The 18,731-nt window shown below is 70.9% G+C and carries 18 protein-coding genes and 1 tRNA gene; 14 read left to right on the forward strand and 5 right to left on the reverse strand.

What is annotated here, in order from left to right; translation table 11 throughout:
* Positions 1–12 precede the first annotated feature (12 nt).
* The 5 genes from MKD51_RS04130 to MKD51_RS04150 are packed head-to-tail and all read left to right on the forward strand — an operon-like array spanning position 13 to position 5,260.
* Positions 13–537 carry a PLDc N-terminal domain-containing protein gene (locus MKD51_RS04130; protein WP_240238477.1) on the forward strand — a complete coding sequence of 175 codons (525 nt, stop codon included), beginning with the start codon at positions 13–15 and terminating at the stop codon, positions 535–537.
* Positions 530–2,245 carry a 2-succinyl-5-enolpyruvyl-6-hydroxy-3-cyclohexene-1-carboxylic-acid synthase gene (gene menD, locus MKD51_RS04135; RefSeq protein WP_240238479.1) on the forward strand — a complete coding sequence of 572 codons (1,716 nt, stop codon included), beginning with the start codon at positions 530–532 and terminating at the stop codon, positions 2,243–2,245. The genes MKD51_RS04130 and menD overlap by 8 nt, the downstream gene beginning before the upstream one ends.
* Entirely contained in the window at positions 2,229–3,092 is an 864-nt protein-coding gene (locus MKD51_RS04140) for an SDR family oxidoreductase (protein ID WP_240238481.1), read from the forward strand. Before menD ends, MKD51_RS04140 begins: the two co-directional genes overlap by 17 nt.
* Positions 3,092–4,273: an AI-2E family transporter gene (locus tag MKD51_RS04145; protein WP_240238483.1), complete on the forward strand. Its 1,182-nt coding sequence runs from the start codon at positions 3,092–3,094 to the stop codon at positions 4,271–4,273. The genes MKD51_RS04140 and MKD51_RS04145 overlap by 1 nt, the downstream gene beginning before the upstream one ends.
* A gap of 21 nt (positions 4,274–4,294) precedes the next feature.
* Entirely contained in the window at positions 4,295–5,260 is a 966-nt protein-coding gene (locus MKD51_RS04150) for a PPK2 family polyphosphate kinase (protein ID WP_240238485.1), read from the forward strand.
* A 58-nt stretch (positions 5,261–5,318) separates the two neighbouring features.
* On the opposite strand, the gene MKD51_RS04155 is transcribed toward MKD51_RS04150, so the two are convergent.
* The gene (locus tag MKD51_RS04155; RefSeq protein ID WP_240238487.1) at positions 5,319–6,578 is read right to left on the reverse strand and encodes an isochorismate synthase; all 1,260 of its coding nucleotides are present in this window, start codon (positions 6,576–6,578) and stop codon (positions 5,319–5,321) included.
* Between the two features lie 88 nt (positions 6,579–6,666).
* Between MKD51_RS04155 and MKD51_RS04160 the strand changes: the two genes are divergently transcribed.
* From MKD51_RS04160 to MKD51_RS04175, 4 genes are read left to right on the forward strand one after another with little or no spacing between them, the layout of a single operon-like run.
* Positions 6,667–7,419: a class I SAM-dependent methyltransferase gene (locus tag MKD51_RS04160; RefSeq protein ID WP_240238489.1), complete on the forward strand. Its 753-nt coding sequence runs from the start codon at positions 6,667–6,669 to the stop codon at positions 7,417–7,419.
* Positions 7,419–8,429 carry a polyprenyl synthetase family protein gene (locus MKD51_RS04165; protein ID WP_240238491.1) on the forward strand — a complete coding sequence of 337 codons (1,011 nt, stop codon included), beginning with the start codon at positions 7,419–7,421 and terminating at the stop codon, positions 8,427–8,429. Before MKD51_RS04160 ends, MKD51_RS04165 begins: the two co-directional genes overlap by 1 nt.
* 40 nt (positions 8,430–8,469) lie before the next feature.
* Complete coding sequence (locus MKD51_RS04170) at positions 8,470–9,822, forward strand: FAD-dependent oxidoreductase (protein WP_240238493.1); 1,353 nt, start codon at positions 8,470–8,472, stop codon at positions 9,820–9,822.
* A gap of 1 nt (position 9,823) precedes the next feature.
* Positions 9,824–10,588 carry a sulfite exporter TauE/SafE family protein gene (locus MKD51_RS04175; protein ID WP_240238495.1) on the forward strand — a complete coding sequence of 255 codons (765 nt, stop codon included), beginning with the start codon at positions 9,824–9,826 and terminating at the stop codon, positions 10,586–10,588.
* Between the two features lie 22 nt (positions 10,589–10,610).
* Here the strand turns inward: MKD51_RS04175 and MKD51_RS04180 are convergent, their stop codons facing one another.
* Together MKD51_RS04180 and MKD51_RS04185 are read right to left on the reverse strand one after the other, a co-directional pair.
* Positions 10,611–12,062 carry a phospholipase D-like domain-containing protein gene (locus tag MKD51_RS04180; RefSeq protein WP_240238497.1) on the reverse strand — a complete coding sequence of 484 codons (1,452 nt, stop codon included), beginning with the start codon at positions 12,060–12,062 and terminating at the stop codon, positions 10,611–10,613.
* A 49-nt stretch (positions 12,063–12,111) separates the two neighbouring features.
* Positions 12,112–12,600 (reverse strand): YajQ family cyclic di-GMP-binding protein, encoded by a 489-nt coding sequence (locus MKD51_RS04185; protein WP_240238499.1) that lies wholly within the window; start codon positions 12,598–12,600, stop codon positions 12,112–12,114.
* Positions 12,601–12,754: 154 nt separating this feature from the next.
* Here MKD51_RS04185 and MKD51_RS04190 point away from each other — a divergent pair, with 154 nt between their 5' ends.
* From MKD51_RS04190 to MKD51_RS04200, 3 genes are read left to right on the forward strand one after another with little or no spacing between them, the layout of a single operon-like run.
* Positions 12,755–13,159: an ester cyclase gene (locus MKD51_RS04190; protein ID WP_240238501.1), complete on the forward strand. Its 405-nt coding sequence runs from the start codon at positions 12,755–12,757 to the stop codon at positions 13,157–13,159.
* Entirely contained in the window at positions 13,156–13,599 is a 444-nt protein-coding gene (locus MKD51_RS04195; protein WP_240238503.1) for a MarR family transcriptional regulator, read from the forward strand. Before MKD51_RS04190 ends, MKD51_RS04195 begins: the two co-directional genes overlap by 4 nt.
* Entirely contained in the window at positions 13,596–14,249 is a 654-nt protein-coding gene (locus MKD51_RS04200; protein ID WP_240238505.1) for a hypothetical protein, read from the forward strand. Before MKD51_RS04195 ends, MKD51_RS04200 begins: the two co-directional genes overlap by 4 nt.
* 121 nt (positions 14,250–14,370) lie before the next feature.
* On the opposite strand, the gene MKD51_RS04205 is transcribed toward MKD51_RS04200, so the two are convergent.
* Positions 14,371–14,452 (reverse strand) — tRNA-Tyr (locus MKD51_RS04205).
* A 92-nt stretch (positions 14,453–14,544) separates the two neighbouring features.
* Here MKD51_RS04205 and MKD51_RS04210 point away from each other — a divergent pair.
* Together MKD51_RS04210 and MKD51_RS16295 are read left to right on the forward strand one after the other, a co-directional pair.
* Positions 14,545–15,348 carry an inositol monophosphatase family protein gene (locus MKD51_RS04210; RefSeq protein WP_240238507.1) on the forward strand — a complete coding sequence of 268 codons (804 nt, stop codon included), beginning with the start codon at positions 14,545–14,547 and terminating at the stop codon, positions 15,346–15,348.
* Positions 15,349–15,530: 182 nt separating this feature from the next.
* Entirely contained in the window at positions 15,531–16,706 is a 1,176-nt protein-coding gene (locus MKD51_RS16295) for a M23 family metallopeptidase (RefSeq protein ID WP_240238509.1), read from the forward strand.
* Between the two features lie 219 nt (positions 16,707–16,925).
* Here MKD51_RS16295 and MKD51_RS04220 read toward each other — a convergent pair whose 3' ends face one another.
* Entirely contained in the window at positions 16,926–18,593 is a 1,668-nt protein-coding gene (locus MKD51_RS04220; protein WP_240238511.1) for an alpha-amylase family glycosyl hydrolase, read from the reverse strand.
* Between the last annotated feature and the right edge of the window lie 138 nt (positions 18,594–18,731).

The raw sequence follows: 18,731 nt of genomic DNA on the forward strand, positions 1-18,731 counted from the left end.
TACCCTGGGGGCATGCGCTGGCTCATCATTGGCGGGATCCTGGCCCTCGTGGTCACGGTCTACGCGCTCGTCGACCTCACGGTCACCGACGACCGCCGAGTGCGCCGCCTGAACCGTGTGCTGTGGGTCGTGCTGATCGTGGTGCTGCCCGTGTTCGGCGCGATCGGCTGGCTCGCCTGGGGCAAGGGCGCTCGCGCCGACGCCCGACCGATGGCGCCAGACGACGATCCCTCGTTCTCCCGCTCCTCGGATGTCACCGACGAGGAGGCCGACATCCGCATCGCCGAGCTCGAGGCGCAGCTCGCCGCGCTCGACGACGAGGACTTCGAGGGGGGACCAGCTGCCTCGGGCCCGGTGCTGGGTCCCGAGCCGAAGCCGGAGCCGCCGGCGAAGCCGGAGCCCAAGGCCACGGAGCCCAAGGCCACACCGAAGCCACGGTCGAAGCCGAAGGCGGATGCCCCGGAGGGCACCCAGGACGACGTCGACGGTCAGGGCCATCGTGCGCCCGGCGACGGTGGCGACTCCGCACGTGCCTGAGGCACTGCCGGCCGCTGCATACGCCGACCGCTTGGTCGCCGCCCTCGCAGCAGCCGGTGTGACCGATCTCGTCGTCTGCCCGGGCTCGCGCTCGCAGGCGATCGCGCTCGCCGCCGCGCGCGCGGCCCGCGAGGGTCTGCTCGACCTGCACGTGCGCATCGACGAGCGCACCGCGGCCTTCCTGGCGCTCGGGCTCGCACGCGAGAGCGGCAGCCCGGCGGCGATCGTCGTCACGAGCGGCACCGCGCTCGCGAACCTGCACCCTGCGCTGCTCGAGGCGCACCACAGCGACGTGCCGCTCATCGCCGTCACCGCCGACCGCCCCGCAGAGCTGCAGGGCATGCGCGCGAACCAGACGACGCGGCAGCCCGGCATCTTCGGTGAGGCCGCCCGCGTCGTGCTCGATGTGGGGGCGGATGCGCTGCACGACCCGGAGGGCGACGCGGTCGCCGCCGTGCGAGCAGCCCTCGGCTGGCGCAAGCCCGAGGGCGCGGAGCGTGCGCACGCGAAGCCCGAGCACGCCGCGGCTGTGCATACGGAGCCGGGCCCCGTGCAGCTCAACATCTCGTTCCGCGAACCGCTCTCGGGCGGCGCTCCCGCCGTCTCGCTGCCCGTCGAGCGCGTCGCGCGGCCCCCGTTGCCGGCTTCGGTGCTGTGGCCGGCGGCCGGCACGGTCGTGATCGCCGGCGCTGACGCAGGCGCCGTGGCCGTCGACCTGGCTGAGGCCATCGGCGCGCCCCTCATCGCCGAGCCCACCTCCGGTGCGCGCTTCGGTCCGGTGCTCGTGCAGCACGCACGCGAGGTGCTCGCGCAGCTGGGCGACGAGGTGCGCCGCGTCGTCGTGCTGGGCCATCCGACGCTCTCGCGAGCGGTGACCGCGCTCATCCGCCGGCCCGACGTCGAGGTCGTCGTGCTCGGCCGGGAGGGGCAGGACAATGTGCGCGGCTCCGGCACCACCACGGTGCTGACCGGCCGCATTCGCGTCGAGGAGGCCGAAGCAGAGAGCGCGCTCCTGGGTCGCACCTGGATCGATCGATGGGTCGACGCCGGCCGCGGCCTCGCTGCCGAGCGCGACGCCGACTCAGCCCCCGACTCGGAGCTCTCCCGTGCCGCCTACGCCCGCGCCGAGCTCGCCGAGGGCCGCACCCCGATCACGCGGAGCGAGCTCGCGACGCAGGTGTGGGAGCGCACGTGGCCGCACGACCGGCTGGTCGTCGCCGCATCCCGCCTGATCCGCGTGCTCGACGACGTCGCCGGCCCCAAGGCGGTGACGGCCCGCGCCAACCGCGGCCTCGCCGGCATCGACGGCACCGTCAGCACCGCATCCGGCATCGCCATCGCGCACGCACGCTCGGGCGCGCCCGGCTTCACGCGCCTGCTCATCGGCGACCTGGCGCTGCTGCACGATGCCGGCGGCCTGCACGTGCCGCCCGGCGAGGAGCGCCCGCGACTGCAGATCGTGGTCGGCAACGATCGCGGCGGCAGCCTGTTCGCACTGCTCGAGGTCGCAGGCAGCGCCGACCCGGGCGACTTCGAGCGCGTGCAGCGCACACCCCACGACATCGACCTCGAGCACCTCGCCGCGGCCTACGGCTGGCCGTTCGAGCGCGTCACCGATCGCGCGGGGCTTCGCCGGGCGCTTTCGCAGTCCCGACCGGGCATCATCGAAGCCGTACTGGAGGAGGAGTCGGATGCGCAGCAGCTCTGATCGGATCGGTGCCGGCACGCGCATCGTCATCACAGGAGGCGGCAGCGGCATCGGCAGGCTGGTCGCGCTCGGCGCGGCCCGCAAGGGCGCGCACGTCATCGTCTGGGACCGCGACGAGGCCGCCGCCCGGCTGGTCGCGCACGAAGCGGTCGAGGCGGGCGGGCGCGGCAACGCCGTGGTGGTCGACCTGGTCGACGCCGACGCGATCGAGCTCGCGGCGGCAGAGACGCTCATGTTCGGCCCCGTCGACGTGCTCATCAACAACGCGGGCGTGGTCTCCGGCAAGCCGCTCACCGAGCTGACCGCCGCCCAGATCGAGCTGACGATGCGCGTCAACGCCATCGCGCCGATGCTCGTCACGCGCGCATTCCTGCCCGCCATGCGCGACGCCGGCCGCGGTCGCGTGGTCACCGTCGCGAGCGCCGCGGGCTTCATCGGCGTCGCCGGTCAGACCGACTACGCCGCGAGCAAGTTCGCCGCCGTCGGCTTCATGGAGTCGCTGCGCGCCGAGCTGCGCAAGGAGCGCTCGCCCATCACGGCGCTCACCGTCGCGCCGTTCTACATCGACACCGGCATGTTCGAGGGCGTGCAGAGCAAGGTGCCCGCACTGCTGCCGATCCTGTCGCAGGCGCACGTCACGACCCGGATCCTCGGCGCCATCGAGTCGCGCGCGACGCTGCTCGCACTGCCGCCGCTGGTGCGCATCGTGCCGGCGATCAAGCTGCTGCCGACGGCCGTCGGCGACTGGGTGGCGGATGCGCTCGGCCTCAACGAGGGCATGGACGGCTTCACGGGCCGACCGTCCGAGGCCGCCGGGGACACCGCCGACCGGGCGGGAAGCCGCTGATGCGCTGGCCGTGGCAGAAGAAGCAGCAGCCGGTGCCGCCGGTGCCGCAGCTGTCGGAGGCAGCGCAGCAGCGGTGGATGCTGCCGCGCACCCTCATCGTGCTGCTCTCGATCATCGCGGTCTTCGCGGTGCTCATCCTGCTGAGCCAGGTCGCGACCTTCGTCACGCCCATCTTCCTCGGCATCAATCTCGTGATCGCGGTGATGCCGCTGCAGCAGTGGCTGCTGCGGATCGGCACGCCGAAGGTGCTGGCGGCGCTCGCGGCGCTGCTGACGATCTATGCCTTCCTCGTCGCCCTGTTCTGGTCGATCTACTGGTCGGTGCAGTCGCTGGTGACCGAGCTGCCCGGCTACTCGGCCGAGTTCAACACCATGTACCGCGATCTGCTGGCTTGGCTCGAATCCCTCGGCATCTCGCAGGACGAGGCGTTGGAGCAGCTGCAGAACGCGTTCAGCCCGAGCGCGATCGCGAGCGGCATCGGCGCGATCGCCTCCGACGCCGGCACAGCGCTCGCGTTCCTCGCGACGCTGTTCGTGGTGATCTTCTTCCTCGCCTGGGACTCCATGGGGCTGCCGCAGCGGATCAAGAGCATCGCGGCGACCAACCCCGGCATCGTGCAGGGCATCGACCGCTTCGCTGCAGGGGTGCAGCGCTACTGGGTGGTCGCGACGGTCTTCGGCCTCGTCGTCTCCGCGCTCGACTTCGTCGCGCTCTCGGCGCTCGGGGTCCCGCTCGCGCTCGTGTGGGCGGTGTTCGCGTTCGTCACCAACTACATCCCGAACGTCGGCTTCGTGCTCGGCGCGGTCCCGCCGACGCTCATGGCGCTGCTCGCCAACGGGCCGATCAACGCGCTCCTGACCGCGATCCTGTTCAGCGTCATCAACTTCGTGATGCAGTCGCTCATCCAGCCGAAGGTCGCTGGCGATGCGGTGGGCGTGACGCCCGCCACCTCCTTCCTCTCGCTGCTGGTCTGGGCGTTCGCGCTCGGCCCCGTCGGCGCGCTGCTCGCGCTGCCCGCGACGCTCGCGGTGAAGACGCTGCTCATCGACCCGGATCCCAAGCTCGCGTGGGTCAGCACGGTCATCGCGAACAAGATCGACCATCCGCGCGAGGGCAAGATCGGCAGGGCCATCGGCCCCGGCGTGCAGGGCCGGGCACCGGTGAAGCCGCCGCCGGGCTGATCTGGGCAGTAGTGTCGGCGCATGACCGAGATCACCGACGCTCTCCGCATCACCCGTTCCGTGCGCCTCGCAGAGGTGGATCCCGCATCCACGCCGGGCTTCGCCGGCGACAAGGCCGGCGGTGCAGCGGCGCTCGTCGCCGGCGCCGAGCGTCTCGCCGAGCTGCAGGAGCGCCTGTTCGCAGCCAGCAAGGCAGGCAGTGATCGCTCGGTGCTGCTGATGGTGCAGGGCATGGACACCTCCGGCAAGGGCGGCATCATGCGCCACGTGATCGGACAGGTTGACCCGCAGGGCGTGCGGATCACCGCGTTCAAGGCCCCGACGGCCGAGGAGCGCAAGCACGACTTCCTGTGGCGCATCGAGCGGGCGCTGCCGACGCCGGGCACGATCGGCGTCTTCGACCGCTCGCACTACGAGGATGTGCTGATCCACCGGGTGCAGGAGCTCTCGCCCGCCGATGAGATCCAGGAGCGCTACGGCAAGATCGTCGAGTTCGAGCGATCGATCGCCGAGCGCGGCATCCGGCTCGTGAAGGTCATGCTGCACATCTCGCCGGAGGAGCAGGGCGCGCGGCTGCTCGAGCGGCTCGACCGACCCGACAAGCACTGGAAGTACAACCCGGGCGACGTCGACGAGCGCGAGCACTGGGATGAGTACATGGAGGCCTACCAGGTCGCCATCAACCGCACGGCGCGCGCCGCCGCCCCGTGGCACGTCGTGCCGGCGGATCGCAAGTGGTACGCCCGCCTCGCGGTGGGAGAGCTGCTGCTCGAGGCGCTCGACGAGATCGACCCGCAGTGGCCGGCCGCCGAGTTCGACGTCGCGGTCGAGCGCGAGCGGCTGCTGGCGACGGGCAGGATGCCGGCGCCGGAGCCGGAGCCGGAGCCGGAGGTCGAGGTGCCGCGCAAGGCCCACAAGAAGTCCGGCAAGAAGTCCGGCAAGAAGGACAAGCAGAAGTCGAAGAAGCAGGCGAAGAAGAGGTCGTAGGTCGAGGAGCGCGCGCCGAAGGCGCACGCGTCACGAGACCGGAGTCGCCGCCCCGTCGCTACTGGTGGCCGGGCACGCGCGTGGCGGGTGCCGGCGTCTCGGGCCGGGCCGCAGGCAGCGGATCGGCCAGCGCGTCGGTGATCGGCCGCAGCTTCACGGCGGTCTCGGCGAGCTCCGCCTCGGGGTCCGAGCCAGCGACGATCCCGGCGCCCGCGAACGCGCGGATCGAGCCGTCCGCCGCGATGTCGGCGCCGCGCAGCGCGATCACCCACTCGCCGCCGCCCTCGCCGTCGATCCAGCCGACCGGCCCCGCGTAGCGGCCGCGGTCGATGCCCTCGAGCTCGCGGATGATCGCGAGCGCTGCGGCGCGCGGGGTGCCGGCGACCGCGGCGGTCGGGTGCAGCAGCGCGACCACCTCGAGCGTCGAGCGGTGGCCGAGCGTGCCGGTGATGTCGGTCGCCAGGTGCCACAGGTTGGGCAGTCGCAGCGGGAACGGCTCTGAGGCCCGCGCATCTGGTGCGAGCTCGCGCAGCACCTCGAACGCCGACTCGGCGGCGAAGCGGTGCTCCCGCAGGTCCTTGTCGCCAGCCGCGAGCGACTCGGCGATGTCGGCGTCGAGCGCCGGCGTCGCACCGCGTGCAGCGGTGCCGGCCAGCACGCGGGAGAAGAAGTGGCCGCGATGCGCGGCGATGAGCGTCTCCGGGCTCGCGCCGATCAGCCCGTCGACGGCGTACGTCACCGCATCCGGGTACCGCTGCACCAGCCCGACAGCCACCGATCGCACGTCACCGTCCTGCGGCAGCTGCCCGACCCGGTCGCGCGCCACCACGACCTTCTCGGCATCGCCGGCACGGATGCGCTCCGTCGCCTCCGCGACGACGGAGCGGTAGCGCTCGGCGTCGATGGCGCCGTCGGTCAGCTCCACGCGCACCTCGTCGACCGCGGTCGGGTGCAGCTTGCCCTCTTCGCCGATCCAGGTGACCCACTCGTCATCGCCGCGGCGGCCGACGACCACCTGCGGCACGATCAGCACGCTCGTGGCAGCGGAGGCGTCGTCGAACGCGAAGGCGCCGAAGGCGATCAGGCCGGTGCCCGGCACGCCGACCGCGTCGTCGACGTCGGCCGCCTGCGCGACGTCGCGCCACGCATCCGCCGCCTCGGTGAAGCGCCCCGCGCCGTGGAACTCGAGCCGCAGCGCCTCGCCGCGGCCGACGATGCCGTCGGCGCCGCGTCGGACGGCCAGTGGGGAGCGCGGGTCGGCGTGCTCCAGCAGGCGCCCGAGCTCCGCGCGCTCGGTGCGCACCCGCAGGCCTGGCATGCAGCCAGCATATTGGTGCCGTGCACGTCCGTCGCTCACCTGTGCGCCTGCCGATCAGGCGGCACGTGCGGGAGCCTAGGATGGAGAGGTGAGCCGAGCAGACATGCAGAAGGACCCGGAAGAGGTCGCGGGCATGTTCGACGCGACGGCGAAGCGCTACGACCTGCTCAACTCGCTGCTCTCCGGCGGCAATGACAAGCTCTGGCGCATCCACATGCAGCGCGCCGTCCGCCCGCAGCCGGGTGAGCGCATCCTCGATGTCGCCGCAGGCACGGGCGCCTCGGCCGCACCGATGGCGAAGGCCGGCGCCCTCGTCACCGCGCTCGACATCAGCGACGGCATGCTCGAAGAGGGCCGCAAGCGCCACGCCGACGTCGAGTTCGTGCTCGGCTCCGCAGAGGAGCTGCCCTTCGACAGCGACAGCTTCGATGCCGTCACCATCTCGTTCGGCCTGCGCAACGTGCAGCACCCCCGTGTGGCCCTCAGCGAGTTCTTCCGGGTGCTCAAGCCCGGTGGCCGCGTCGTCATCTGCGAGTTCTCGCAGCCGCCCGTCAACGTGGTGCGCAAGAGCTACGAGCTCTACCTGCGCACGATGCTGCCCGGCATGGCACGGGCCGTGAGCAGCAACCCAGAGGCTTACCGCTACCTGGTGGAGTCGATCTCGTCGTGGCCCGACCAGCAGACGCTCTCGCAGTGGATCCGCACGACCGGCTTCACGCGGGTCGCGCACCGCAACCTCACCCTCGGCGTCGTCGCCCTGCACCGCGGTCGCAAGCCCACGGAGATCACGAGCGCCATGCGCCTGGCCCGCCACGCCCAGTCGGAGGAGCAGGACGCCTGATGGCTTCGGTCACCTCGGCCTTCGGGCTCCGCGGGCCGCGCTTCGCATCGCCCGCCGACAAGCGCACCATCGACGCTGTCGAGACCGGTCTCGAGCGGCTCGAGGCGGCGCTCGACGAGCACCTGCGCATCGCCGACCCGGTAGCGGATGCGGTGGCCCGCTACCTGAAGGAGGCCGGCGGCAAGCGCGCACGGCCGTTGCTGCTGATGCTCGCCGCGCACCTCGGGAAGGGCATCGACGGCGACGTGCTCGCGGCCGCAGAGGTGGTCGAGATCACGCACCTCGCGAGCCTGTACCACGACGATGTGATGGACGAGGCGGACACCCGCCGAGGCGTGCCGGCCGCCCACGTCGTCTGGAGCAACTCCGTCGCGATCCTCGCCGGCGACCTGCTGTTCGCCAGGGCCGGAGCCGTCGCGGCCCCGCTCGGCGCCGAGGTCGCCAAGCTGCAGGCCCGCACCTTCGAGCGCCTGTGCCTGGGCCAGCTGCACGAGACGCTGGGCGCAGGCGACACCGACCCGGTCGAGCACTACCTGCAGGTGCTGGGCGACAAGACGGGCTCGCTCATCGCCGCCGCCGCCGAGCTCGGCGTGCTGGTGAGCGGTGCAGAGGCCGCCTACCGGCAGCCGCTGCGCGAGTTCGGCGAGCGCATCGGCGTCGCGTTCCAGCTGGTCGATGACGTGATCGATCTCTCTGCAGACCCCGCAACCGGCAAGGATCAGGGCAACGACGTGCGCGCCGGCGTCGCGACGCTGCCCGTGCTGCTGCTGGCCAAGCGCGACGACGCGGCCTCTCTGGCGCTGCGGGCTCGCCTCGCGTCGCCCGCCGACGACGCCGACCTGGCAGCCGCGATCGCCGAGCTCGCCGAGCATCCCGTCGTCGACGAGTCGGTCGCCGCCGCCGAGCACTGGCAGCGCAGCGCTCTCGACGCGCTGCGGGAGCTGCCGGGCGGCACCGTCCGGCGCGCGCTCGAGGCCTTCGCAGAGCACGTCGTCTCGCGCACCCGCTGATTACCGGCGGCGCAGCCGCCCCGCACGCTGAAGGAGAACCGTGAGCGCACCGCTCCGCATCGCCGTGATCGGCGCCGGCCCCGCCGGCATCTACGCCGCCGACATCCTGAAAAGGTCCGCTGCCGAGCAGGGGCGCGACGTCTTCATCGACCTCTTCGAGCACCTGCCTGCGCCCTACGGGCTCGTCCGCTACGGCGTCGCGCCCGACCACCCGCGCATCAAGGGCATCATCGCCGCGCTCCGCGAGGTCCTCCAGGCGGGCGTCGTTCGGCTGTTCGGCAACGTGCGCTTCGGCGAGGACATCACGCTCGATGACCTCGAGCGGCACTACCACGGCGTGATCTTCGCCACCGGTGCCACGAGGGACGCCCCGCTCGAGATCCCCGGCATCGAGCTGCACGGCTCCTACGGCGCAGCCGACTTCGTCTCCTGGTACGACGGCCACCCCGACGTGCCGCGCGAGTGGCCGCTCGAGGCCAAGGAGATCGCCGTGATCGGCAACGGCAACGTCGCGCTCGACGTCGCCCGCATGCTGGTGAAGCATCCAGAGGACCTGCTGCCCACCGAGGTGCCGCCCAACGTCGTCGACGGCCTCGAGGCATCCCCCGTCACCGATGTGCACGTGTTCGGCCGCCGCGGCCCCCTGAACGTGAAGTTCACGCCGCTCGAGCTGCGCGAGCTCGGCGAGCTGCGGGATGTCGACATGATCCTCCACGACGACGACTTCGGCGTCGACCCCGATGAGGAGTCGCTGAAGCAGAACAAGCAGATCCTGGTGATCTCGCGCGTGCTCGAGCAGTGGCGGCAGCGCGAGACGGGCACCGCCAGCCGGCGACTGCACCTGCACTTCTGGTCGAGGCCGGATGCGGTGCTGGGCGAGGATGGCGTCGAGGCACTGCGCATCGAGCGCACCCGGCCGACGGAGCAGGGCCTGGAGGGCACGGGGGAGTTCCGCGAGATCCCCGTGCAGGCGGTCTACCGCGCGGTCGGCTACTTCTCCTCCCCGCTGCAGGACGTGCCGTTCGACGAGCGCCGCGGCGTCATCCCGAACATCGCCGGCCGCGTGCACGACGGCTCGCGCCCGCTGCCCGGCATGTATGCGACGGGCTGGATCAAGCGCGGCCCCGTCGGCCTCATCGGCCACACGAAGTCGGATGCCAAGGAGACGGTCGAGCAGCTGCTCGGCGACGAGCACTCCTGGTGGACGCCGGAGGCGTACGACGAGCAGGCGGTGCCGCAGCTGCTCGCCGAGCGCGGCGTGGCCTGGACGGACATCGCGGGCTGGATCCGCCTCGACGAGCACGAGATCGGCCTGGGCGAGCCGCATGGCCGAGCACGGGTGAAGGTCGTGCCCCGCGACGAGATGATCGCGGTCTCGCGCGACGAGCGCTGACTTGGAGCCCGGCGGCTTCCTGCTGATCGCGCTCGCCTCGATGGGTGCCGGGGCGATCAATGCGGCGGCCGGCGGCGGCACGCTCATCACCTTCCCGGCGATGCTCGCGGCCGGCATGACGCCGCTGGCGGCGAACATCACCTCGTCGGTCGGGCTGCTGGCCGGCAGCCTGGGTGGCGCCTGGTCCTACCGCGCGGAGCTGCGCAGCCGGAGGCGCCGCTTCCTCGCCAACGCGCCCTTCGCGGCGGTCGGCGGGCTGGTGGGCGCGGCGCTGCTGCTGCTCACGCCCTCCGACTCGTTCACGGCGATCGTGCCGTGGCTGGTGCTCACCGCCGCCTGCCTGTTCGCCCTGCAGCCGCTCGTGACCCGCATCGTGCGCCGCAACGCCGAGGGGGAGCCCGATCCCGAGGCGACGGGCGGCTGGCCGGTGCGGCTCGCGTTCCTCGCGATCGGCGTCTACGGCTCCTACTTCGGGGCGGGCATCGGCGTCATGATGCTCGCGGTGCTCGGCGTCGTGATCCACGACTCGCTGCAGCACCACAATGCGCTGAAGAACCTCACCGCCCTGGTGGTCAACGGCTCCGGCGTGCTCATCCTCGCCTTCTCGCCGCTCGTGCACTGGGGCGTGGTCGCGATCATGCTCGCTGGCTCCCTGGTGGGTGGCGTCGCGGGCGGCTGGCTCTCGCGGCGGGTGCCGTCGTGGGCGCTGCGCGCGCTCGTGATCGGCTTCGCCCTCTGGGTGGGGCTCTCGATGCTGCTGGGCTGACCGGGCTGCGGCAGGCGCAGCGCTACTGCAGCGCGGAGGTCAGGCGGGCGATGCTGTCGAACGCCTGCGTGATGCGAGGGCGGGCCATCCACGACTCCAGCGTGAGCGTCGTCGACTGCCGACGGTACCCATCCGCCGTCGCCTGCAGCTGGTCGACCATCGACGCGCCCTCGATGAGCATCGACACCTCGAAGTTGAGGCCGAACGAGCGCATGTCGATGTTCGACGAGCCGATCACCGAGACGCGGTCGTCGAAGGTCATGAACTTCGAGTGCAGCACGGTGGGCTTGGCGAACAGCGTGATCTTGACGCCGGCGCGCAGCAGCTCCTCGTAGTAGGAGCGCTGCGCGTGGTAGGTCCAGAACTGGTCGCCGACCTCGCTCGCGAACAGCTCGACATCGATGCCGCGCATGGCAGCAGAGGTGATCGCGTAGCGCATGGCCTCGTCGGGCACGAAGTAGGGGCTGACGATCGTGATGCGCTCCTCGGCGGCGTGCACGAGCTCGAGGAAGATGCGCAGGTTGATCTCGCCCTCGAAGCCGGGGCCGGAGGGCACGACGGATGCGTTGAGGTCGCCGTCGGCCGGCGGGGGGTCGCTGGCGAGCTCCACGAGCTCGTTCGTCTCTGCCCACCAGTCCGACCAGAAGAGCACGTCGAGGGCGACGACGGAGGGGCCCTCCAGCTCGACCCAGGAGTCGCGCCACTGCAGCCCGCGGCGCAGGTTGCGCTTCCAGAGGTAGGAGGGGTCGATGAGGTTGAGCGAGCCGGTGAAGCCGACATCGCCGTCGATCACGACGAGCTTGCGGTGATTGCGCAGGTCGGGGCGCTGCCAGTCGCCCTTCCAGGGCCGCAGCGGCAGCATGTCGCGCAGCTCTGCCCCCATGCGCTCGAGCCGCGCGACCGTCTCGGTGCGCCGCGGGTAGCGCACGCTCGTGAGGTGGTCGACGAGCACCCGCACGGTCACGCCGCGCGCTGCCGCCCGCTCGAGCGCGGCGAAGAACACCTCGGTGCGCTCGGAGGCCACGATGAGGTAGAACTCGACGTGCACGAAGCGGCTCGCCTGATCGATGCGGCGGGCCATGGCTTCGAGCTGGTCGTCGAACTCATCCCACACGCGGGCCTTCGTGTCGCCCACGTGCGGCATCGACGAGAGCTGGCGATTGAGCTCGATGACGCCGGGCAGCCAGCTGGGCCTGCCGGGCAGGGCCTCGGCATCGCCGATGTCGATCGTGCTCTCGCCGATCAGCTCTTGAATGGCCGCCATCTTCTTGCGGCGGCCGGCGGGCAGCCGGGTGTTGCCGAGCAGCCCGAAGATGATCCAGCCCGCGATCGGCTGGATCATGATGATCAGCAGCCAGGCGATGGCGGATGCGGGCCTGCGGTTGTAGGGCACGACCACGAGCGCCAGCAGTCGCAGCGCCACGTCGACCGTGACGTAGAGCGCGGTGAGCGCCTGGGTGAACGTCAGCTCCACAGGATCGCCTTCACGGCAGCGGCGATCGCACGGCGGCGGGGTGCCGGCGTCAGCGGAAGTTGACGAACTGGAGGTCGAACTCGAAGTCGGCGCCCTTGAGCAGCTGGATGGCCGCCTGCAGATCGTCGCGGCTCTTGGAGCTCACGCGCACCTCTTCGCCCTGGATCTGGCTCTTGATCGACTTCGGGCCCTGCTCCCGCAGCAGCTTCGTGACCTTCTTGCCGTCCTCGGTCGAGATGCCGTCCTTCAGGGCGATCTCGATGCGGAACTCCTTGCCAGAGGGGTAGGGGTCGCCCTGCTCGAGCATCTTGAGGTCGATGCCGCGCTTGATGAACTTCGTCTGCACGACGTCGAGCACCGCCTTGACGCGCTCCTCGGAGGAGGCCTTCAGCAGCAGCTTCTCGCCGCTCCAGGCCACGTCGGCACCGACGCCCTTGAAGTCGTAGCGCTGCTCGACCTCCTTGCGCGCCTGGTTGACGGCGTTGTCGGCCTCCATCTTGTCGACCTTGCTGACCACATCGAACGAGGAATCTGCCATGCCCCGATCCTACGCACCCGATGCGGGCATCGCAGAGGGCGCTCGGGCCCCGCGGCTCCACAGGCTCGAGCGCTCGTTGCAAGAAGCGCTCGCGCGGTTGGCGCATTCATGTACCATTGGTAACTAATACCGCAAGTAACGAAATGTGGAGCCCATGGACGAAGCGCAGAATGTGCAGCTGGTGCGAGATGCGCTCGCTGCCGCTGACCGCGGAGACGCGCTGGCCTGTGAGGCGGCAATGCATCCCGACCTGGTCGTGACGATGGCCGGCGTCCCAGAGGCGATCGCAGGACGAGATGCGTGGATGGGCGGTGTCTTGGAGATGTCGACCGCCTTCCCGGATCTCCGCACCTCCGTGCTCGACGCCGTTGCGTCTGACGATCGTGTCGCGGTGCGGAGCGTCATCACTGGCACGCACCGCGGCTCCTTCACTGGCATCGAGGCGAGCGGGCGCTCCATAGAGGTCATGAGCCACGACTTCTACCGGATCGAGGCGGGGCGGATCGTCGAGGCGTGGATCGTCACCGACATCGGCACCCTCTTCTCGCAGATCTCATGAGCACCGACATCCTGAACCAGCTGCTCGCCATCAGCGACCTGTTGCGGCGCGACATGGCACGGGCCTTCGACGGGACGCCCCTGACGGAATCGCGTGCTGCCGTGCTCTGGACGTTGCAGACGCAGGGCCCTTCCACGCAGCGCGAGGTCGCAGCCGCGCTCGAGATCAGTGCCAAGCACGTGTCGACGCTCGTCGATGCTCTGGAGCAGAGCGGCTACGTCACCCGATCGCCGCATCCCTCCGATCGCAGAGCGGTCTTGCTCGAGCTGACCGAGGGCGCGGCGACGACGATGGCTGCGATGGAGCGCGAGCACCGGGAGCTCACCGCCACGCTCGTCGACGCTGTCGAGCCAGGTGATCTGCCGGCAGTGGAGCGAGCGCTGGCGGCCGTCCACGAACGGCTGCGAACGCTGACCGAGGCTGAGGAGACGGCGACGTGAGCGGCCCTGTCGCCCGCGCGGCCGCCGGTGAGAGAGCGCGCTCGCCGGTCTGGGCGCTCGTCACGCGCATGGCGGCCCTCGAGAAGCTCATCTACGGCAGCATCGGTCGTGCGGTGCTGCGTCGGCCGGCCGTGCCGGTCGGGGCGAACGGATTCGGCTATCACAGCCAGTCGATCACGGTGCTCGTCATCTTCATCGTGCTCTCCGCCTTCGAGATCGTCATCGTCGATCTGATCGTGCACCAGTGGCTCATCCCACGCCTCGTGCTGCTGATCGTCGGCATCTGGGGTGTGGTGTGGATGACGGGGCTGCTCTGCGCGCATGTCATGCGGCCCCACACCGTGGGGCCCGACGGCGTGCGCGTGCGAGACGGGCTCGACCTCGACGTGCACGTCCCCTGGAGTGACGTCTACTCCGTGACGATCGGGACCGTCACGGACGAGCCGAAGTCTCCGCGTCTCGTCGACGACGCCACGACGCTCGCCGTGCGGGTGTCGGACGCCACCAACATCTCGATCGTGCTGGAGGGCGCGACGCGGGTGGTGCTGCCGGGCTCGAACCCCAAGGGCGGCGAGCAGCAGATCTCGACGGTGCGGCTCTGGGCCGACGACCCGAAGGCCTTTCTCGCCGCCGTGGGCGAGCACATCTAGAGCTCGGCTGCCGACTCCTGCTGCGCACGAGCGCCTGTGTCCATCGCAGCAGGCGTCACGGGGTTGCTGTGGCGGCTGACGCAACGCAGAAGCCCCGTCGCATGGACGGGGCTTCGGAACGTGGCGAGTGAGGGATTCGAACCCCCGAAGGCTGAGCCGTCTGATTTACAGTCAGATCCCTTTGGCCGCTAGGGTAACTCGCCGTGGCCGATCAAGGCCGCCGTCCAGCATACATGGCTCACAGGGCCGTCGACGACCTCCGCGGCGCCTCGTCAGACGGCGATAGGTTCGACCCATGAGCGAGCTCCACGACCTGCTCGTCGGCCTCGCCGTCGACGCCGCGATCCTCGCCCGCAGCCGCCGTGCGGCGGGCGTCACGATCGCCGCGAGCAAGTCGAGCCTCGTCGACATCGTGACCGAGGCCGACCGCGAGGTCGAGCGCCTGGTCGTCGACCGCATCCGCGCCGCCCGGCCAGACGACGGCATCCTCGGCGAGGAGGGCACGAGCATCGCCGGCACCTCGGGCCTGACCTGGGTGATCGATCCGATCGACGGCACCGTCAACTACCTCTACGACATCCCGGCCTACGCCGTCTCGATCGCGCTGGTCGAGGGTGAGCCCGATCCGACCACGTGGCGCGCGATCTCTGCGGCCGTCGTCAACGCCGCCACCGGCGAGGTCTTCGAGGCGCAGCGCGGCGGCGGGGCCCGGCATGACGGCCGTGCGATCAGGGTGGCGGATGCGGTGCCCGCCGAGATCGCGCTGGTCGGCACCGGGTTCGGGTACGACGCGCAGCGCAGGCAGCGGCAGGCCGCGGTGGTGCAGGGGCTCATCGGCTCCGTGCGCGACATTCGCCGCATCGGCTCCGCCGCGCTCGACCTCGCCTTCGTCGCGAGCGGCCGGCTGAACGCCTACTTCGAGCGCGGGCTGCAGCCGTGGGACATGGCTGCCGGCGCCCTGCTCGTCGAGGAGGCGGGCGGCGCTGTGACCGGCTGGAACGGCGAGCCTGCGAGCACCGAATTCCTGCTGGCGGCAGCGCCGGCGCTCGCCGACGAGCTCATGGCACTACTGGCCCCGTTGCGGCCCGACGAGGTGTGAGCCTTGCCAGGCCGTTATCAATCCGTTACATTAGAGCGTTGGAGAACGTGAAGCGTGTGTCATCGGCATGCCTTTGCACCCGAGAGCCGGTTCATGCGACGATCGATGCCGGCAGGGCCGCCCGTCGCTCAGTTGAGCGCAGCGCGACCTGTGACCCCAGAGACCTGTAGGACGGCCAAAGCGTGACGCACCCCACCCGACGAGCACTGCGCTCGTCAGCTGTGGACGCTGCGCGACCCGACTCCGACCGGCCCGTCACCCGCCGCGAGATGCGCGATCTCGAGCGTGCATCCGAGTCGATCGCGATGACGGCGAACGAGGCCCGCGCCGCTGAGCGTGTCACCGTCGTCCAGGGCTCAGCCCCGCTCTACACCAGCCGCCGTGCCATGCGCGAGGCCGCGACCCGCGTCGCGCAGGATCTCTCCGTCAGCATCGCCGAGTCGACCTACACCGCGCCGATCATCACGGTCGACGCGCCGTCGCTCGGCAACGGCGGCGAGACGGTCCCCGGGGTGCGCGCACGGCCGTTCACGCCTCGCGTCGTGCGTCAGGCGCCCGTCGCACCGCCGTCGCGGCCCGCACGCAGCGCCCGCCGCATCGCGCAGAAGATCTCCGCGGGCGGCGCGCTGCTGTTCATCGGCTCGCTGGTCGTCGTGACCTCGCTGCCCGCGCAGGCGGTGCAGACGGCGAACGGCATCGACCCCGAGGTCGCGCAGATCCACGACGTGCAGACCATCGAGAGCGTCACCGCTGAAGCCACCACCTACTTCGCGCGCGACAACGTCACGGTGAACGACCAGGTCGCCGCCGCGCGCATGTCCGAGGGCGAGCGCGCCGCCTATCAGGCCGTCGCCGACGGCGAGACGCCCGGCCCGTCCTACACGGGCGACCCGGCGTTCCCGCAGGTGTGGGACATGCTCGACACCGGCGTCGTGCAGACGCCCTTCCCGAACCTGGACCAGGTGCCGATGTCGAGCCAGTTCGGCTACCGGCCCGGCGGCTTCCACGGCGGCAGCGACCTCACCCCGGGCATCGGCACCGAGATCCGCCCGATCGCGAACGGCGTGGTCTCTGCGGTCTGGCAGGGCAACAATCCCGGTGGCGGTGGCTACGCGGTCTTCATCGATCACAAGATCGACGGCGAGTTCGTGCAGTCCTGGTACGCGCACATGATGCCCGGCTCGATCACCGTCGAGGTCGGCCAGGTCGTCGACATCACCGACGTCCTCGGCCAGGTCGGCAGCTCCGGTCGGTCGACCGGCCCGCACCTGCACCTCGAGCTCAAGAACGCCGACTACGTCTCGTTCGACCCGATGCTGTGGCTGCAGTCGCGCGAGATGAATCTCGAGAACCGCTAGCGCTCACCCGTCGTAGGTCGAGGAGCGCGAGCCCGTCGTAGGTCGAGGAGCGCGAGCCCGTCGTAGGTCGAGGAGCGCGAGCCCGTCGTAGGTCGAGGAGCGCGCGGCCCGAAGGGCCGCTCGCGTCACGAGACCGGAGCCAGCGCTCGATCTCGTGACGCGTGCCGGGCTGCGCCCGACGCGCTCCCCGATCCACGAGGCACCGACGCGCTCCTCGATCTACGAGACAGAGGGCTTCGAAGTGCGCACCCAGACGACCTCGTCGGCCCACACCGACGCCGAGTCGAGCTTCGATGAGGTCAGCAGGATCTCGCCGCGCGGCACGTCGACCGCGTCGTGGCCGAAGTTCGCCACCACCGTCACCGATCCGTTGCGGAAGGCCAGTGCGGTCGGACCCACGTCGAGCCACTCGAGCGCACCCGTGCCGAGCGCGAGCTCGCGACGCAGCTGCAGCGCCCGGCGGTAGAGCTCGAGCGTCGAGCCCTCCACCCCTGCCTGCGCATCGCGCGCCAGCGCCGCCCACTCCGCGGGCTGCGGCAGCCAGCTCTCGCCGGTCGTGTTGAAGCCGTAGCCCGGCGCATCCGCCTCCCAGGGGATCGGCACACGGCATCCGTCTCGACCCCACAGCTCGCCGCCCGTGCGCGCGAAGGTCGGGTCCTGGCGCTCAGCGGGCTCGATGGCCGTGACCTCTGGCAGTCCGAGCTCCTCGCCCTGGTAGAGATAGGCGCCTCCCGGCAGGGCGAGCATCAGCGTCGTGGCAGCCCGGCCTCGTCGGAGCGAGACGGTCGGGTCGGCCTTCGAGACCGACGTCGGCCCGATGCCGGCGCCATGAGGCGGCGGGGGCACGAGCGCCAGCCGCGTGCGGTGCCGGATCGTGTCGTGGTTCGAGAGCACCCAGGTCGGTGGCGCGCCGACGGCGCCGAACGCCTCGATCGAGTCATCGATCACGGCGCGCAGGCGCTTCGCGTCCCAGGGCGTCTCGAGGTAGACGAAGTTGAAGGCCTGGTGCATCTCATCCGGCCGCACGAAGCGGGCCATCTTCTCGAGCGGCTGCACCCACGCCTCGGCGCACAGCACGCGATCGCCCTCGTACTCCTCCAGCACCTCGTGCCAGCGGCGGTAGATCTCGTGCACGTGCTCCTGACCGAAGTACGGCGACTCCATGGAGCCCGCAGCCAGCAGCACCTCGTCGACGTCGGGGAGCCCCGGAGCCTTCGCGTTCCCATGGGCCACGTCGACGCGGAATCCGTCGACGCCGCGGTCGAGCCAGAAGCGCAGCACGTCGACGAACATGTCGCCGACCTCGGGGTTGTCCCAGTCGAAGTCGGGCTGCGAGGTGTCGAACAGGTGCAGGTACCACTGGCCGTCCGGCACCCTCGTCCATGCCGGTCCGCCGAACACGCTCTGCCAGTTGTTCGGGGGCAGCTCGCCCTGCTCGCCGTCGCCGTCGCGGAAGATGTAGCGCCGCCGCGCCTCGCTGCCGACCCCTGCTGCCAGCGCCTCCTGGAACCATGCGTGCTGGTCCGAGGAGTGGTTCGGCACCAGGTCGACGATCACCCGCAGGCCGAGCCCGTGGGCCGTCTCGCGCATCCGGTCGAAGTCGTCGAGCGTGCCGAAGATCGGGTCGACGTCGCGATAGTCGGCGACGTCGTAGCCCGCATCCTTCTGCGGTGAGCGATAGAACGGGCTCAGCCAGATGGCGTCGACGCCCAGCTCAGCGATCTGCGGCAGCCGCGAGGTGATGCCAGGCAGATCGCCGACGCCGTCGCCGGATGCATCGGCGAACGAGCGCGGATAGATCTGGTAGATGACGGCGGAGCGCCACCACTCGGCACCGGGGGCGCTTGCGGTGTCTTGCACGACGGGCTGCGACGAGGCTTCGGTCATGTGTCCCAGGCTATGCGGATGCGTGCCGCGCGGGGAAGCGGCGGCGGGATTGTCACGACTTGCCAACGATTGCGCGGCGGGCCGACCGCCGGCTTGCGGTGCGCGCACCGCTACGGCCACCATGAGCCGGGCAGTGAC

The sequence above is a fragment of the Agrococcus sp. ARC_14 genome, assembly GCF_022436485.1.
GTDB lineage: Bacteria > Actinomycetota > Actinomycetes > Actinomycetales > Microbacteriaceae > Agrococcus.

Excerpts from the sequence above, each read along its gene's own strand:
- MKD51_RS04195 (WP_240238503.1), top strand. The coding sequence starts at position 13,156 with ATGAGCACCGACATCCTGAACCAGCTGCTCGCCATCAGCGACCTGTTG.
- MKD51_RS04190 (WP_240238501.1), top strand. The coding sequence starts at position 12,755 with ATGGACGAAGCGCAGAATGTGCAGCTGGTGCGAGATGCGCTCGCTGCC.
- MKD51_RS04130 (WP_240238477.1), top strand. The coding sequence starts at position 13 with ATGCGCTGGCTCATCATTGGCGGGATCCTGGCCCTCGTGGTCACGGTC.
- MKD51_RS04140 (WP_240238481.1), top strand. The coding sequence starts at position 2,229 with ATGCGCAGCAGCTCTGATCGGATCGGTGCCGGCACGCGCATCGTCATC.
- MKD51_RS04145 (WP_240238483.1), top strand. The coding sequence starts at position 3,092 with ATGCGCTGGCCGTGGCAGAAGAAGCAGCAGCCGGTGCCGCCGGTGCCG.
- MKD51_RS04210 (WP_240238507.1), top strand. The coding sequence starts at position 14,545 with ATGAGCGAGCTCCACGACCTGCTCGTCGGCCTCGCCGTCGACGCCGCG.
- MKD51_RS04220 (WP_240238511.1), bottom strand. The coding sequence starts at position 18,593 with ATGACCGAAGCCTCGTCGCAGCCCGTCGTGCAAGACACCGCAAGCGCC.
- MKD51_RS04185 (WP_240238499.1), bottom strand. The coding sequence starts at position 12,600 with ATGGCAGATTCCTCGTTCGATGTGGTCAGCAAGGTCGACAAGATGGAG.
- MKD51_RS04165 (WP_240238491.1), top strand. The coding sequence starts at position 7,419 with ATGGCTTCGGTCACCTCGGCCTTCGGGCTCCGCGGGCCGCGCTTCGCA.
- MKD51_RS04155 (WP_240238487.1), bottom strand. The coding sequence starts at position 6,578 with ATGCCAGGCCTGCGGGTGCGCACCGAGCGCGCGGAGCTCGGGCGCCTG.
- MKD51_RS04150 (WP_240238485.1), top strand. The coding sequence starts at position 4,295 with ATGACCGAGATCACCGACGCTCTCCGCATCACCCGTTCCGTGCGCCTC.